Origin of the sequence: Brevibacterium oceani (assembly GCF_017948325.1) — a bacterium.
Classification (GTDB): Bacteria; Actinomycetota; Actinomycetes; order Actinomycetales; family Brevibacteriaceae; genus Brevibacterium; species Brevibacterium oceani.
Map to the genome: position 1 here is coordinate 3,837,500 of NZ_CP072846.1, position 15,168 is coordinate 3,852,667.

General features: G+C 68.3%; 11 protein-coding genes. 1 reads left to right on the forward strand and 10 read right to left on the reverse strand.

The window, feature by feature from the left end:
- Positions 1-56: 56 nt before the first annotated feature.
- From J9314_RS17075 to J9314_RS17115, 9 genes are all read right to left on the reverse strand, one after another.
- Complete coding sequence (locus tag J9314_RS17075; RefSeq protein WP_281412346.1) at positions 57-1,367, reverse strand: trans-sulfuration enzyme family protein; 1,311 nt, start codon at positions 1,365-1,367, stop codon at positions 57-59.
- A 219-nt stretch (positions 1,368-1,586) separates the two neighbouring features.
- Positions 1,587-3,611, reverse strand: a complete 2,025-nt coding sequence (locus J9314_RS17080) for an FAD/NAD(P)-binding protein (RefSeq protein WP_210603469.1) — start codon at positions 3,609-3,611, stop codon at positions 1,587-1,589.
- A gap of 13 nt (positions 3,612-3,624) precedes the next feature.
- Positions 3,625-4,596, reverse strand: coding sequence for an LLM class flavin-dependent oxidoreductase (locus J9314_RS17085; RefSeq protein WP_210603470.1), 972 nt, complete (start codon positions 4,594-4,596; stop codon positions 3,625-3,627).
- Positions 4,593-5,210 carry an NADPH-dependent FMN reductase gene (gene ssuE, locus J9314_RS17090; RefSeq protein ID WP_210603471.1) on the reverse strand — a complete coding sequence of 206 codons (618 nt, stop codon included), beginning with the start codon at positions 5,208-5,210 and terminating at the stop codon, positions 4,593-4,595. Before ssuE ends, J9314_RS17085 begins: the two co-directional genes overlap by 4 nt.
- A gap of 1 nt (position 5,211) precedes the next feature.
- Entirely contained in the window at positions 5,212-6,669 is a 1,458-nt protein-coding gene (locus tag J9314_RS17095; RefSeq protein WP_210603472.1) for an LLM class flavin-dependent oxidoreductase, read from the reverse strand.
- Positions 6,662-8,533: a dipeptide ABC transporter ATP-binding protein gene (locus J9314_RS17100; RefSeq protein WP_210603473.1), complete on the reverse strand. Its 1,872-nt coding sequence runs from the start codon at positions 8,531-8,533 to the stop codon at positions 6,662-6,664. Before J9314_RS17100 ends, J9314_RS17095 begins: the two co-directional genes overlap by 8 nt.
- Complete coding sequence (locus tag J9314_RS17105) at positions 8,530-9,495, reverse strand: ABC transporter permease (protein ID WP_210603474.1); 966 nt, start codon at positions 9,493-9,495, stop codon at positions 8,530-8,532. Before J9314_RS17105 ends, J9314_RS17100 begins: the two co-directional genes overlap by 4 nt.
- Entirely contained in the window at positions 9,492-10,583 is a 1,092-nt protein-coding gene (locus tag J9314_RS17110) for an ABC transporter permease (RefSeq protein WP_210603475.1), read from the reverse strand. Before J9314_RS17110 ends, J9314_RS17105 begins: the two co-directional genes overlap by 4 nt.
- The gene (locus tag J9314_RS17115) at positions 10,583-12,220 is read right to left on the reverse strand and encodes an ABC transporter substrate-binding protein (RefSeq protein ID WP_210603476.1); all 1,638 of its coding nucleotides are present in this window, start codon (positions 12,218-12,220) and stop codon (positions 10,583-10,585) included. Before J9314_RS17115 ends, J9314_RS17110 begins: the two co-directional genes overlap by 1 nt.
- A 548-nt stretch (positions 12,221-12,768) precedes the next feature.
- On the opposite strand from J9314_RS17115, the gene J9314_RS17120 reads away from it, so the two are divergent.
- A complete protein-coding gene (locus tag J9314_RS17120) occupies positions 12,769-13,209 on the forward strand; it encodes an ArsR/SmtB family transcription factor (protein ID WP_210603477.1) in 441 nt (146 codons plus the stop codon).
- On the opposite strand, the gene J9314_RS17125 is transcribed toward J9314_RS17120, so the two are convergent.
- Entirely contained in the window at positions 13,178-14,929 is a 1,752-nt protein-coding gene (locus J9314_RS17125) for an acyltransferase family protein (protein WP_210603478.1), read from the reverse strand. The two genes, J9314_RS17120 and J9314_RS17125, sit on opposite strands and share 32 nt — an antisense overlap.
- Positions 14,930-15,168 lie beyond the last annotated feature (239 nt).

Here is a 15,168-nt window from a genome sequence, read left to right on the forward strand (position 1 = left end):
AACACCGGTAGCGACGCAACATACCGGCGCCGGCTATTTGCGCCGTTACCGCCTCATCACACCACTGCAACGGTAGGACGAGTCGCTGCCGGTGCCTCTCGATCCGAGCCGTCTGCTGAATCGGCATCGTCGGCAGCGGCCCCGTCGGCCGAAGCCGCACCGCCACCGACAGCGCCCGCCGTCGCGTCGAGGGCCTGTGCGAGGTCGGCGAGGATGTCGTCGATGTCCTCGATACCGACGGACAAGCGGATGAATGCCGCGTCGATGCTCAGTTCGCAGTCGGCGACGGCCAGGTGCGTCATCGTCGCCGGGTGGTCGATGAGGGACTCGACTCCGCCGAGTGACTCGGCCAGCGTGATCAGCTTCGTGCTCTTCACCAGCGCCAGCGCACGCTCCTCGGTGTCGGTGCGCAGGGAGACCACTCCCCCGAACCCGTTCATCTGCGCCTTCGCGACCTCATGGCCCGGGTGCGAGGGCAGTCCGGGGTAGAGCACCTCGGCAATCTCGTCGCGGGTCTCGAGCCATTCGGCCACGGCCTGCGCGTTCTCGCAGTGGGCCTTCATCCGCACCGGCAGAGTCTTGATCCCGCGCCGGGTCAGCCACGCGTCGAACGGGGAGATCCCCAGGCTCACCGAGGCCAGGTGGCTCTCGAGACGCTCGACCACCTCGGCGGCGCGGGCACACGTGGCGCCGTCACCGGCGAGCACGGCACCGCCGATGACGTCGGAGTGGCCGTTGATGAACTTCGTCGTCGAATGGATGACGAGGTCGGCGCCGAGGTCGAGCGGACGCTGCAGGATAGGGGTGGCGAACGTCGAATCGACGGCCAGCAGCGCGTTCGCTTCGTGCGCGAGTCGGGCGGTCTCGGCGATGTCGACGATGTCGAGGCCGGGATTGCTCGGTGTCTCGACCCACACGATCGCGGTCTTCTCGCTGATCGCGGCCGCCAGTGCTGCCGTATCGGTGAGGTCGACGGTGCGGACGCCCACGCCCCACCGTTCGTACTCGTTCTTCAGCAGACGGTACGTGCCGCCGTAGACGTCGCGGGGAATGATGATCTCATCGCCGGGTCCCAACAGCGCGGAGAACACCGCCGCCTCGGCGGACGTGCCCGAGTTGACCGCGGCCGCGAATGTCGCATTCTCGAGTTCGCACAGCGCCTCTTCGAGGTCGCTGCGGTTCGGGGTGCCCGTGCGCGCGTAGTCGAAGCCTGCGCGGGTGTCGCCCGGGGTGTCCATCATGAAGGTCGAGGTCTGGAAGATCGGGGCCACAACCGAACCGGTGTGCGCCTCGGGCATGGCTCCCGAGTGCACCGATCGGGTCGAGATTCCGGCGGGCGTGGTGGGTTCGGTGACAAATGAACTCACGGCGGATCCTTCCTTCACTGATGGTCACCGCTGCTTCCGCGGTGACCATCAGTGTGATCCGCCGACAGCCGTGCGTGCGCGCCCCGTGACGCGCACTGTCACTGCATGTCATATGTCGTTGATCATCGTCATTTTTCGACACGAAGGGTCGTCGACCCTCGCCGAGGCGGCTTCCCGTCCCGTGCGACCGTGGCCCTACCGTCGCCCGGTCTCGGTCGGTCACCCGGCGAGGAGCTCCCGACGGTCGGATCCTGCCGACACGGAGTCGAGAATCGCCGAGGCGATGCGCTCGTTGTCCGCGAACACCGGCGCACCCGTGTGCGGACGGGTGAAGGCCTCGGCCGTCGATCCGGAGACCGCTGGGCCGATCAGGAACAGATCCGACTGCGCGGCCCCGTCGGCATCGAGCGCATGGCCCGACTCGTCCGTGCACAGCTTCGCATGAGCAGTGTCCTCGAGGAGCAGTGCTCCGGCCGAGCGAAGTGATTCGAGGGCCGGATCGGCGGCCTTCTCCGCACTCTGCCTGGCCAATCGCGCATCGACGAAGTGGGTGAAGGTCTTCGCCTCCGGATGGGCCGTGGACCGGGCCGTGAACCCGGTCGCGCCGGCCACGACGCGCAGTCCTGGACCGAGAAAGCGGACGAGTCCCGCCTCGTGGAGGGCGAGGATCTGCTTGACCCTGATCGGTGGTGGTCCGCTGCCGATATAGGAGAACAGCGAATGGAAACTGCCTTCGACGAATTCCGTGCGATCGCTGTGGCTGATCCGGCCGGCCCGCACGAGCATGCGGATTGAGACGTAGGACTTGACCAGGGCGTCGAACACCGCGAGGTCCGCGGAGAATTGGGCATCGGCGCTGCGGCGCAGATGATCCTCGATGTGACGACGCACCCCGGCCTCGGCGCTGGCATGGTCCGCGCAGCGCAGGTTCTCCAGGGGACGATCGAGCGCGGTCAGGTCGAACAGGTCCGCCGGATCCTCGATGGCCTGCCGCGCCGAGTCGGCGATGGCCGCGACGTCCGCCCGGTGCTGCGCTACGAGATTCTGTCGTGCCACGGCGGCGATGGTCTCGAATCCTGCCCGAGTGCCGTCTTCCCGCTCGCCGTCGGTCGGTGGGCTTCCCGCGAGCACCCGCTTCGCAGCGTCGTCGATGCGCTCGAGCAGTTCGGGCGCTTCGATTCTCCGCTTCCACAGCACGTGGGCGTAATGGGCGTAGGTGAGTTCGAGTTCGAACAGCGGCCCGAGCACCGTGGTGAAATCGATGAGGTGACTTGTCCCGGTGCCGAGGCGGTCCTGTGTGAGGTAGCGCAGTTCGACGGCAGGGGCGCCGGGCACGTCGGCTCGACTGTAGCCGAGCTTCGGGCTGTAGGAGATGCCGCGTGAGGACCCGACCCACAGCACGGGTTCGCGCCCCGACGGCCGGTAGACGAGGCCCTCACTCGCGGAGTCGAACCGGCCGCCGCGGCCCTCGGTGACCATGACCATGAAGTCGAGGAACGCGAGCCCGAAGCCGCGAGTGAGCACCTCGGCGCCGGCGGGGATGCCGCTGAAGTCGAGGTCGGCGGTGTACCCGGGACCCTGATAGTACAGTCCGGTGCCCGCCGAGCCTGTTGCGCGGGCGGCGAGGTCCGTGTCGTCGACGGCCGGGTGCATGTCGAGGTGCCCCTGCGCCGAGACGAGGACACGGGTGTCGATGACCGTTCCGGTCGCGGTCGTGACCGCGAAACCGCGGCCGTCTTCGCCACGACGGACCGCCTCGGCGCGGGTGCGGTGGATGTGCACCTCGGCGTCGAGACGGGTCAGAGCGGTCTCGAAGGCCGCGGCCAGATAGTGACCCTGGACCCGCCTGCTGGCAAACGATTGGGAGTCGAGCGCGGCCGCCTCCTCGCCGAGCCCGGCGGCGGCGAGCCGGTCCCGGCCGGGTCCGTGGATCCATTCGTGCAGGGTCGGGCCGGTGATGCCGGGACGTTCGAGACGGCAGGGCTCGTCGGGGAAGATCGTGATGTCCTCGGTGCGCGAGTTCATCCACAGGTGCGGCGACTGTTCGGTCCGCCAGATCCGCCCGGCCCCCGGCGGGAACGGTTCGATCAGGTGGATGCGCAGCCCCGACCCGGCGTCCGCGGTCGCTGCGATCGCGAGCAGGATGCCCAGGGTCTTCGGGCCGGCGCCGATGAACGTGAGGTCGGCGCGGTGTCGCCCCGTCTCAGGCGTCAACGACGTATGACCGCCGGACGTATGATCCATCGACTCCGGCCGCTCACGCATCGACATCGGCATAGAGGCTCACTGCCGGGGCGAGGCCGAGGCGGGTGCGCAGGTCGCTCGGCTCGGCGCCGCCGTGACGTGCCGCGGCGGCTTCCGGGGTCTCGCGCAGCCCGGCCGCGTGCAGGGCGGGGAGGATCTCGGAGACGAGGCGGACGCTGAAGTCGAGCTGGTTCTCAGCGGACGCGCTCAGCAGCACCCCCGCGGCGCCGCGTCCGGTGAGGATGCGCACGGATCCGATGAGCTCGGCCACCTCGGCGCGGGTCGTCGGTGCCGGCAGGACGGTGAGCACCGGCACCCCGGGGTCGAGTTCGGTGCGCAGGTCCTCGAGCGAGATGCTGCCGGGCGCCTCGTCGACGAGGACGACGTCGGCTGCGGCACGGGCCGCCTCGTTGCCGGCTTCGGCGCGGACGATGATCGGCGGATGGCCCTGCGGCGGTCGCGGCGTGATCGAGGGGCCGAGCACGGAGTAGTCGGAACCGGTCGAGTCCTGCAGCTGCGTCTCGATGTAGTGGAGGCGGTCGCGGTCGATGTAGCGGTCGGTGGCCCGGTCGCGGATGATCGCATCGTCGTCCCACGAATCCCAGAGGCGGCGGATGACGTCGATGACGGATGCGGCCTCGGCCCAGGCCGCATTGGCCGGGGCCGGGTCACGGCGACCGAAGAGGTCCGCCTCGGCGGGGGTGGTCGAGATTCCCACGGCCAGTCCCGCACGAGCCCGGGCCGTAAAGTCGAGCGTCGCCGAGGCAGTGGCCAGGTGGAAGGGTTCGAGGTGGGTGGTGCGGACCTCGGGGACGATTCCCAGGCGACCGGTCAGCGGTCCCAGCCAGGAGGCGTACTCGATTGCGTCGAATCCGGTGAAGTCATCGGTCACGAGGGCGAAGTCCGCATGGCCGTCGAGGGTCTTCGCGGTCGCCGGGCCGGTGGTCGGGTCGGGGGTCAGAGTGGTGGCGATGATAACGCTCATGAGGGGTTCCTGTCGGTCGTGATCGGGGCGGTGATGAGGGATTCGGCGGCGGCCGCCTCGGCGTGGGTGCAGGACCGGGCGCGGACGGTCAGCTCCGAGTCGAACTGGTCGATGGCGTCGATGACGTCGCGTTCGACGGATTCGTCGATGCTCGGCGGGGTCGTGTCCGTGGCCGGGAGGATGTTGCTCGAGATGACGAAGCGTCCGCGGCCGATCGAGCTCGCCCCGAGCGTGGCCAGCAGCGGTTTGAGGCCGTAGTCGAGGGCGAGGACGTGGGCGGGGGATCCTCCGGTGAGCAGCGGCAGCACGGGTTTGCCGTGCAGGGCGTCCATCGGCAGCAGGTCGATGAAGACCTTGAGCAGGCCCGTGTAGGTGGCCTTGAAGACCGGGGATCCGACGACCACGGCGTCGGCGGCGGCGACGGTGGCCTTCGCCGAGGCGATGAGGCCGTCGTTCGTGTCCCCGGCGAGCAGCGGTCCGGCGGGCAGGTGACGGAGTTTGATGAACTCCGTGCGGTGGCCGTACTGGCCGAGGCGACGGGCGATGAACTCGAGCAGCGCCTCGGTCTTCGACCCCTCCGAAGGGCTGGCCGAGAGCAGGACGACGCGCGGCATGTCAGCCCACCTCCTTGAGTTCGCGGGCCGGAGTGTCGGTGCTGCCGCCGCCTCCGATGTCGGCGCTGCCGGTTTCGACGTCGCGGGCACGTTCGCGGCTCTCCGCCCAGTCCGCGGCCGGTCGGGCCGCGGGCAGTCCGATGTTCTCCCGCAGGGACCCGTCGGGGTATTCGGTGCGATAGACGCCGAGTTCCTGGAGTTCGGGCACGACCTTCGCGACCACCTCGTCGAGTCCGCCCGGGGTGAGGTGGGGGACGAGAATGAAGCCGTCGGCGGCCCTGGTGCGGACCGCTTCGGCGAGGTCGGTCGCGACCTGGGCCGGGGTGCCGACGTAGGAATGGCGGGTCGAGACCTTGATGACGAGTTCGCGAGCAGTGAGGTTCTCGGCCTCGGCGATCTGCCGCCAGGATGCGATCGTGGATTCCGCGTCCTTGATGTGTTTGACCCGTCCCTGCGAGATCGACTCCGCTGCCGGCGGGACGTCGGGCAGGGGGCCGTTCGGGTCGAAGGCGGAGAGGTCGCGGTCCCACACGCGTTCGAGGAACGCGATGGCGCCGGCCTCGCTGACCTGCTGGGCGGCGACTTCACGGGAGCGTTCGACCGCCTCGGCGGGGGTGTCGCCGAGGATGATGGAGACACCGGGGTAGATCTTCAGGGAGTCCTCGGTCCGGCCGTAGCGGGCGAGGCGGGACTTCACGTCCGCGTAGAACCTCCGGCCGGATTCGGGGTCGGAGTGGCGGGTGAAGACGACATCGGCCGAGCCGACGGCGAAGTCGCGGCCGGAGTCGGAGTCCCCGGCCTGGAAGACGACGGGGTGCCCGCCGGGCAGGGCGCCGGTGGGGAAGCGGCCGGAGATGTCGAAGAAGTCACTGTCATGGGTGAACGACCCGTCTCCGGCTGCGGTGTCCCAGAGTCTCCGGGCGACGTCGATGAAGTCCTCGGCGCGGCGGTAGCGGTCGGAGTAGTCGAGGTAGCCGCCGCGGCGGAAGTTCGCGCCGGTGAAGGCGTTGGAGGTGGTGACGACGTTCCATGCGGCGCGACCGTTCGAGAGGTGGTCGATGGTCGCGAGTCGGCGGGCGATGTCGAAGGGTTCGTTGAAGGTCGAGCTCAGTGTTCCGGCCAGGCCGATGTGCTTGGTCACGGCGGCGAGCGCGGAGAGCACGGCGGTGGTGTTCGGGCGGCCGACGACGTCGAGGTCGAAGATCTGACCCTGGTGTTCGCGCAGACGCAGGCCTTCGGCGAGGAAGAAGAAGTCGAAGAGTCCCGCCTCGGCGGTCTTGGCGAGGTGGGAGAAGGAGTCGAATTCGATGTGGCTGCCCGAGGCCGGGTCGGACCACACGGTCGTGTTGTTCACGCCCGGGAAGTGGGCGGCGAGGTGGACCTGCCGCGGTTGGCCGGGGATGTGGGTGGCGGGGTTGTTCGTGCTGTGCCGTTTGTCGGTGCTGTGCAGGTCAGGCATGGTGCGCTCCTGTCAGGGTCGGGTCGGTGAGGTGGTCGGTGGGGGCGGCGGGCACCTCGTCGGTCGTGCCGACGCGGCCGCCGGTGATCCGCACGGCCGAGTCGTCGAAGCAGGGCACCGCGTCGATGAGTGCCCGTGTGTAGTCGTCGCGGCTTTCGTGCAGCACGCGGGCGGTCGGCCCGGATTCGACGACGCGACCGTCCTTCATCACGATCACCTCGTCGGCGATCTGTTCGATGACGGCCAGGTCGTGGGAGATGAAGAGGTAGGCGACGCCGAGGCGGGCCTGCAGGTCGACGAGCAGCTGCAGGATCTGCGCCTGCACGCCGACGTCGAGCGCCGAGACGGGTTCGTCGAGGATGATCACCTCGGGATCCACGGCGAGCGCCCGCGCGATCGCGAGCCGCTGCCGCTGTCCTCCCGAGAGCTCCCGCGGCGTACGTCTCAGCAGCGAGTGGTCGAGGGCGACGGAGTCGAGCAGCTCCCGCACCCTCATCGGTCGATCGGCGCGGGTGCCGATGTGGTGCCCGCGCAGGGGTTCGGTGAGGATCCGCTCGACCGTGTAGTGCGGGTCGAGCGCGGCCGTCGAGTCCTGGTGCACGTACCGGATGCGTCGCCCGAGGTCCTTCCGGCGGTAGTCGGTCAGGGCCGTGCCGTGGAGGGTGATCTCGCCGGAATCCGCACGGTCGGCACCGAGCAGGATCCTCGCCGAGGTGGTCTTCCCCGACCCGGATTCGCCGACGATTCCTACAGTCGACCCGGCCCGCAGTGAGATGTCGAGCCCGTCGACGGCGGGCCGGTCCCCGCCGAAGTTCCGCACGATCGCCCGACCCGCCAGGACCACCTCGGTGGCGGTGTGGACGGTATCTGTCGTGGTGGCGGAATCGGCCGTGACCACCTCGGTGCCGGTGTCGCTCGCGGGAGCGATTCCCGGGCTCGGGCTCAGCCGACCCCACCCGAGGTGCGGGGCCGCAGCGAGCAGTCCCTGCGTGTACGGGTGCTCGGGATGGGCGAGGACACGGCCGGTGGGTCCGGTCTCGACGATGCGGCCTGCCTGCATGACGATGAGTTCGTCCGCGCGTTCCTTCGCGACGCCGAGGTCGTGGGTGATGAGCACGAGCGCGGTCTGCGATTCGGCGACGAGGCCGCTGAGCACGTCGAGGACCTGCTTGGCGACGGTGGCGTCGAGTGCCGAGGTGGGCTCGTCAGCGATGATGAGCGCGGGCCGCGCGGCGATCGCATTGGCGATGAGGACACGCTGGCGCTGTCCGCCGGAGAGTTCGTGCGGATACCGTCGCCCGTGGGTCTCAGGGTCGAGTCCGACGGCGGAGAGCACCTCGGCGATACGGGCTCTGATCTGCGGTTTCGCATAGCCGTTGACGCTCAAGGTCTCGGCAAGGGCGGAGGCGATCGTGCGCACCGGGTTGAGCCCGGTGCCTGCATCCTGCGGCACGTATGCGATCCCTGTGCCGAGGATCCGCTGCCACGTGCGCGGCTTCGCCCCGATGAGATCCTCGCCGAGGTGGCTCTGCGTTCTCGCATCGACCCGCGTCCCGGCCGGGAGGAGTCCGGTCAGCGCGGCGGCTGTCGTCGACTTCCCGGACCCGGACTCTCCGACGATGGCGAGCGTGTCACCGGGGGCCAGGGTGAGGTCGATGTCGGTGATGGCCGGGGCGCTCGCTCCGGGGTAGGTCACGTTCAGGCCGGCGACCTCGAGGACGTGTGGACCCTGGGGCGGGCGCTTGGAGGTGGCGGCGGTCGTCGCGGTGCGGGTTTCGTCGTCGGTCGACTCGACGCGGTCGTCGTCGAGGAGTTCGGTGCCGGCACCGGCCGAGGGCCAGGCGAGGAGATCGGTGTTGATCATCGGAATTCCTTCTCGGAGTTGACGGCATGGGAGAGTCGATTCGCGGCAAGCACGACGGCGGCGACGACGAGTCCGGGGAATGTCGTCATCCACCAGGCGGCGGCGAGGAAGTCACGCCCCTCGGAGACGAGCAGTCCCCATTCGGGCTGCGGCGGCGGGGCGCCGAAGCCGAGGAAGCTCAAGGCAGAGACGGCGAGCACCGCGGACCCGAACTCGAGAGCGAGCAGCGCCCCGACCGGGCCCCTGACCTGCGGAAGGATGTGTCGGGCGAGGACCGCTGCGGCGGAGAGTCCGTCGGCGCGGGCGGCACGGACGAATTCGGTCGACCGCCACCGGATCACCTCGGCGCGGGTGAGGCGAGCGAACGAGGGCAATGCCGCGACGCCGACGGCCACGGCGACGTTGAGGGTGCCGAAGCCCAGCGCGGTGATCACGGCCATCGACAGCAGCAGACCGGGCACGGCCTGGAGGACGTCGACGGTGCGCATGAAGATCGCATCGACGGCCCCGGTGAAGAATCCGGAGAGCAGACCGATGAGGACTCCCGCTCCGACCCCGATGAGGACCGCGGCGAGGCTGGCCGCCAGCGTCTGCGCCGAACCGTGGACGGTGCGGGCGAAGACGTCCCGGCCGAGCTGGTCGGTGCCGAAGATGTGCTCGGCGCCGGGCGGCAGCAGCCGGTCGGCTGGGTTGCCGGTGAGCGGGTCGACGCCGGTGAGCAGGGTGGGCCAGAGGGCGGCGAGTGCCGCGAGGCCGAGGACGATGATCGCGATGACCTCGACGATCCCGATCCTCAAGGCTCCCACCGCCGAAGTGAGGCGACGGAGTCCGCCGGGAGCGCGGTCCTCGCCGGAGTTGGGGCCGCGACTCTCGCCGGTGACGCGGTCGTCGTGGATGCGGTTCGCGCTGGACTCGGCTGGGACAGTCTGGGCGTTCTTCTGCAGTTCGGTAGCCAGGCTCATGCGCGCACTCCTCCGGTTTCGGTCTCCGTTGCCGCCGATCCCCCTGGTGTGGTCGCTGCCGTCGACGGAGCCGGGCTGGCAACGGCGGCTCCGTCCTCACGGCCGACCGCCTCGGCGAGGGTGTTCCCATCTGTCGATTCGACCTTCCGGCGTGCGGCGCGCAGCCGCGGGTCGAGCAGCGGGTAGGTGAGATCGGTGATGAGGTTGACGAGGACGAACACTGCCGCGGCGAAGAGGACGATGCCTTGGACGAGCGGAATGTCCTGCCCGGTCACAGCGGTCTGCGCGAGGCGACCGAGGCCCTGCCGGGAGAACACGTTCTCAACGACGACGGACCCGGCCAGCGCCTGGCCGAAGAGAACCCCGCCCATCGTCAGGGCCGGCAGCAGCGCCACGGGCAGGGCCTGGCGCAGCAGCAGTCGCAGGCGGGTGTAGCCCGAGGCGGTGAAGGTCGTGACGAAGGGTTGGATCCACGCGTTCTGCAGCGACCGGAACAGGACCTGGGCGATGATCGCCGACAGCGGGATCGACAGGGTCACGGCCGGCAGCACGATGGCGGCCGGGGTGCCGGTGCCCACCGCGGGGAAGAGCGGGATGCGGAAGGAGAAGACCTGCAGCAGCATGAGTCCGACCCAGAAGGTCGGCAGGGCGACGCCGAGACCCGGCAGAGCGGCCAGGGTGTCGCGCAGCCAGGGCCTGCGGGTCAGGGTCGCTGTCACGGCGATGACGGTCCCGACGATCAGTGCCATGCCCAAGGCCAACGCGGCGAGTGCGAGCGTCGAGGGCAGGGCGGCGGCGATCGCCTCGGTGACGGGGGTTCCGGCCTGGATCGAAGTGCCGAGGTCGAAGCGGAGCAGAGCACCGAGCGCGATGAGGTACTGGACGATGAGCGGCCGGTCGAGGTGGAATTCGGCTCTCAGCCGGGCCACCTCGGCGGGGTCGACGTTCTGGGGTTCTCCCGCGGCGCCGAGCATCGTGATGACCGGATCGCCGGGCAGCCAATAGAGGAGGAAGAAGCTCAAGGTGAACGCGATCCACAGGACGAGCAGGCCTTGGGCCAGGCGGGAGGCGAGGTAGCGCAGGTTCATCACTGCTCACCGTCCAGCCAGGTGTCGTGGAGCTGGTAGCGGGACGATGCTTCGAAGGCGAAGTCGTGGACGTTCGTGCCGGTGCCGACGATGCCGGTGAGTTCGACGATCGGGATCGAATATCCTTCGTCGAGGATGAGCTTCGTGGCCTTCGTGAAGTCGGCCTGCCGCTTGTCTTCGTCGAGCGTTTCGGTGGTGTCGGCGAACACCTTGTCGACCTCGCCGGGCTTGCGCGAGTTCGAGTTCTGTTCGTCGGCGCCGAAGTAGTTGCGCAGGATGTCGGCATCAGATCGGGTCAGGTTTCCGAAGGTGAAGTCCTCGTTTCCTTCGGCTTGGACGGCGGTGACCTCGGCGATCGTCTTCTTCTCCAGCTGCAGGTCGAAGCCGATCTCGCGCAGCTGCTGCTGGACGAGTTCGAGGAACGGGGCGTCCTGCCAATAGGTCAGCGTGGTCGTCAGCTTCTTCCCGTCCTTGGCGCGGATGCCGTCGGCGCCTTCCTTCCAGCCGGCGTCGTCGAGCAGCTTCTTCGCTCCGGCCGGGTCGTAGGCGAGCAGGTCGGAGAGGTCTTCGTACTGTGGGGTCGATTTCGCCAACACCGAGGTGGCCGGGGCCTGATGATCGGAGATGACCGTTGTCAGCTGCTCCCGGTCGATGCCTTTGACCAGGGCCTTGCGCACGGCCTTATCCCCTGCGATCTTGCTGGTGACCTTGGGGACGAGGTTGTACACGACCCCCGGGTTCGGGCGGGAGACGATGGTCAGGCCCTGCGCGTCGAGTGTCTTCTCGTCCTGGGATTGGACGGAGGTGTCGACGTCGACCTGCCCGGACAGCAGGGATCCGTTGCGTACGGAGGCCTCGGGGACGATGGAGAATTCGATCCCATCGAGGTAGGCGGGACCGTCGTGCGCGGCCAGGGAGGAGGCCCAGTCGTAGTCGTCGTTGCGCTTCAGAGTGATGGCCTTGTTGTGGACGACGGAGTCGAGGGAGAAGGCGCCGGTGCCGACGAGGTTGTCCCCGGTGCAGCGCTGTTCTGGTGTCTGTTTGAGGGTCTTCGACGAGTAGAAGCCGAGGTTCATCGTCGAGGTCGCCTGGAGGAACTGGGCATTGGACTTGTCGAAGTCGAACGTCACGGTCTGGGCGTCGGGAGTCGTGATCGACGTGAGCCCGTCGATGTAGGACTGACCGATCGTGGCCTTGGCCCCGAGTTCCTTGATCGCGTCGAAGTTCTCCTTCACCGAGGCGGAGGTGAAGTCCGTGCCGTCCTGGAACTTCACGCCGTCACGCAGGTGGAAGGTGAAGGTCTTCGCATCATCGGAGACATCCCACGATTTCGCGAGCCAGGGCTTGATCTCACCGGTCTTCGGATCCTGGTCGGTCAGGGAGTCCGTGATCTGGCGAGTGATATTGAGGGTGACGTTCTGACCGGCCTGCTGTCCATCGAGGCAGGTCGGGTCGACGTCGTAGGCGACCTTGAGTGTTCCGCCGTTCTGGGGCGTGGCGTCGTCATCGGCCTGTGCCGATCCGGTGCAGCCGGCGAGGAGGATGAGGGAGCCGGCCGCGAGTGCGGCGAGAGCGAAACGGCTGCGCCGCTTGGGTGAGGTGATCGGGTCGGCGGCGGGAGGGGCGATGGTGGTCATGAGTGTCCTGAGTGGTATCGGAGGTGGAAGTGGCGTCAGAGATGGGTGCCAAGGCAGATGTGGGTACGATTGCTCAACACACTATCGAGGCAATCCGGTATTCGAGAGCCCGCGGACCTAAGCGTTGCGGGTAGGCCGCGCGTGGCTGCCGTCGGCCGGAGGGAGTGTGGAGCGACTGCTCGAAGTAAGCGTCAGCTTGCAGAAGATGCCGGCAAAATCAGCCTTTGAGGAGGCGAAACATCGGCATGGGCATATGACAATCAAGAGCCTCGAACCGTGCGGACAACGCCCAGGTCTGCGAGTTCTTAAAAGCGATCATCATGCCCTCTGGTGAAGTGATGCCGTGTTTCGTTGACGATCATCACGGTATCAGTAATCCATATTGCTCAACAATACCGCGTCTCAGAATTCGTCACTCTCCGTCACAATCGACACTGGGCCCACACACCGCAGGAGTCAGTCACGCGAGTCTCCCGTTTGCTCAGTGCCGAGGGGCTCAACGGTCGCCACCCTTTTCAGGCGAGAGCGGATGTGCAACACTTAGCTTTATGGCTAAGTATTCGGAACAGCTCGATGCAGTGCTGACGGCACTCGCGGATCCCACTCGCAGGACGGTGGTCGATCGCCTCGGTCGCGGTCCCGCGAGTGTCGGAGAGCTGGCAGAGCCGCTGGCGATCTCGCTCCCATCGTTCATGAAGCACGTGCGGACGCTTGAGAACTGCGGACTGATCCGGACGAAGAAGACCGGACGGGTACGCACCTGCGTGCTCAACCGGGACCGACTGCGGCTGCTCGATTCGTGGCTCGCAGACCAGCGCCGCATGTGGGAAGAGAGTACGGACCGACTCGAACACTTCGTCATCGACGGCACCGACTACACGGCCGTCGTCCGGCACGGCAGTCCCGAGCAGCGGGCCCGCCACGAGGAACTCGGCTTCTTCGACGGCTGGGGAACCGTCACCGACCAGCTGGCCGCCGCTGTGGAGTGACCCCTGCTCCCCGAGCAGCCTCGACCCCCGAGGCGGCTTCGGCACCCGGATCGGCCGTGACCGTGGTGGCGGTGGCCGCGGAGGCGGTGGTGAGGTTCGGCTCGAGACCGGCGGCGATGATGAGCGATCCCGTCAGCAGGACGAGCGCCGTCACCGTCCAGATCAGAGGCGCAACCCCGATGAGAAGGGCGATGGCGATGCCGGCGGTGGCGGCACCGACGGCAATGACCGCGCGGAGCTGCGGAGACACGGCGTGGACCTGATGAGCCAGCCTCCGAACCTCAGGCGTCAGCGCCCGAACCTGAGGCGACGATCCGGCATCTCGCGGCGTCCTGTTTCCAGCTGCGTCCGCACTCCCCCGCATCTCGCGAACAATGCGGCCGATCCCTCGGCCCACCGCCGCCAGCCGTCGTTCGGAGGGCACCAGGATCCGCGCGGTCAGCATGGCAACAAGCGCCGAGAGCCCCATGACGACGAGCAGCCACGGCAGCCTCGATGCCCACCACCAGCCGGAACCGATGTCAGGCAGGACGAATCCTGCCAGCCCAGGAAGCCCCCACACCGCCGGAAGTCCCGACACTGTCTGTGCCAGAGCGCCGAGGCCGCCAATGAGGACGATGACCACGCTCATGTGCCAGAGATAGATCTGCATCCCGTATCGATTGCCCCAGTCGATGACCCGCCCCCAGATCTGCGCGCGGAGGACTCGTGGGTCGAAGGCCACCTCATTGCTGGTGGGGTCGGCTTCACTGCCGCTCGGGACGGCGAGCATCCGACTCAGCCGGGCATGGACGAGCCGCAGCGCGCACATCTGCGCCACGCCGAGCAGTACGAGAGCGCCGGTCGGCGGGTTGAGATTGACGAGCATGTCCGGGCTGTAGACCCCGGCGGAGACGAGCCCGGCCAAGGTCAGCAGCGCGGTCACCAGCACCGCCCACATCCGCAGCCTGCGCACCGGTCGCCCGAGAGCGTCGGCGTAGACGAAGCCGAGCTGCTGGATCAGCGGCCACACGAGGATGAAGTTGAGGTACCCGAGTCCGTGCACCCCTGTCATCGCGACCACAGCGTCGACGATGATGACGGCACCGGCCAGGATGACGAGGGACCGCCTCGGCGATCTTTCATGGCAATGCACCGCCAGCGGCACCAGGCTGGTGAGGCCGACGTAGACGGCGAGGAACCACAGCGGTTGGCCGATCCGGCGGCTCGCCTCGCTCAGCAGGTCGGCGGGGACGCCGAGTTCCGAGGCCACGGACAGGCCGAGGCCGGCGAGCGCGATGAGCACGCTGACCGGGACGAGGAGTCGGCGCAGGCGGGCGCGAAGGTAGTCGGCCCAGGTGCCGCCTCGGGCGCGGGTGCGGCGCCAGCCGATGATGCCCGCGCAGCCGCCGATGACGAAGAACAGAGGCATGACCTGGAAGAACCAGGAAGCGACGGCGAAGTTCGTAGTGCCTGTCAGCGCGACCGTTGGCTGCACAGAGCCGTCCGGTCCGAGCACGGCTGCGCTCATCATCGAGTGGAGGACGACCACGACGATGAGGCAGCCGAAGCGGACGAGGTCGATGGCCGGGTCCCGGCGGGGGTGGGCTGGGTCGAGTCCGGATACGGCGGCTGGTTCGCCGATGCGGGAGCCGGGCCCGGCTGACGGGGTCGTGGCTGGTCCTGCCTCGTGAACTGGGCGCTCACGTGGTGCCGGGGGTTCATTGAGCGTGAGTGACATGTCGGTCCTTCGTCCGAGTCGATCAGGTGCGATGACACCGAAGTTAGGAAGCGGATGTCTCCCGCCGCATCACGCCAGAGGGGCGTTCTCGACTCCGCCGACCGATACTTTCGGGTGATGCCGTCTGCCGGCCACCCGATACTCCCCCACCCGATACCCAGACTCCGATACCCGGCCGCCCATCACCCGACCATCCGATAACCCGCAGACACGTGCGTGTGAAAATGGCAGTGAGAGCC

Excerpts from the sequence above, each read along its gene's own strand:
- J9314_RS17080 (WP_210603469.1), bottom strand. The coding sequence starts at position 3,611 with ATGGATCATACGTCCGGCGGTCATACGTCGTTGACGCCTGAGACGGGG.
- J9314_RS17085 (WP_210603470.1), bottom strand. The coding sequence starts at position 4,596 with ATGAGCGTTATCATCGCCACCACTCTGACCCCCGACCCGACCACCGGC.
- ssuE (WP_210603471.1), bottom strand. The coding sequence starts at position 5,210 with ATGCCGCGCGTCGTCCTGCTCTCGGCCAGCCCTTCGGAGGGGTCGAAG.
- J9314_RS17095 (WP_210603472.1), bottom strand. The coding sequence starts at position 6,669 with ATGCCTGACCTGCACAGCACCGACAAACGGCACAGCACGAACAACCCC.
- J9314_RS17100 (WP_210603473.1), bottom strand. The coding sequence starts at position 8,533 with ATGATCAACACCGATCTCCTCGCCTGGCCCTCGGCCGGTGCCGGCACC.
- J9314_RS17105 (WP_210603474.1), bottom strand. The coding sequence starts at position 9,495 with ATGAGCCTGGCTACCGAACTGCAGAAGAACGCCCAGACTGTCCCAGCC.
- J9314_RS17110 (WP_210603475.1), bottom strand. The coding sequence starts at position 10,583 with ATGAACCTGCGCTACCTCGCCTCCCGCCTGGCCCAAGGCCTGCTCGTC.
- J9314_RS17115 (WP_210603476.1), bottom strand. The coding sequence starts at position 12,220 with ATGACCACCATCGCCCCTCCCGCCGCCGACCCGATCACCTCACCCAAG.
- J9314_RS17120 (WP_210603477.1), top strand. The coding sequence starts at position 12,769 with ATGGCTAAGTATTCGGAACAGCTCGATGCAGTGCTGACGGCACTCGCG.
- J9314_RS17125 (WP_210603478.1), bottom strand. The coding sequence starts at position 14,929 with ATGTCACTCACGCTCAATGAACCCCCGGCACCACGTGAGCGCCCAGTT.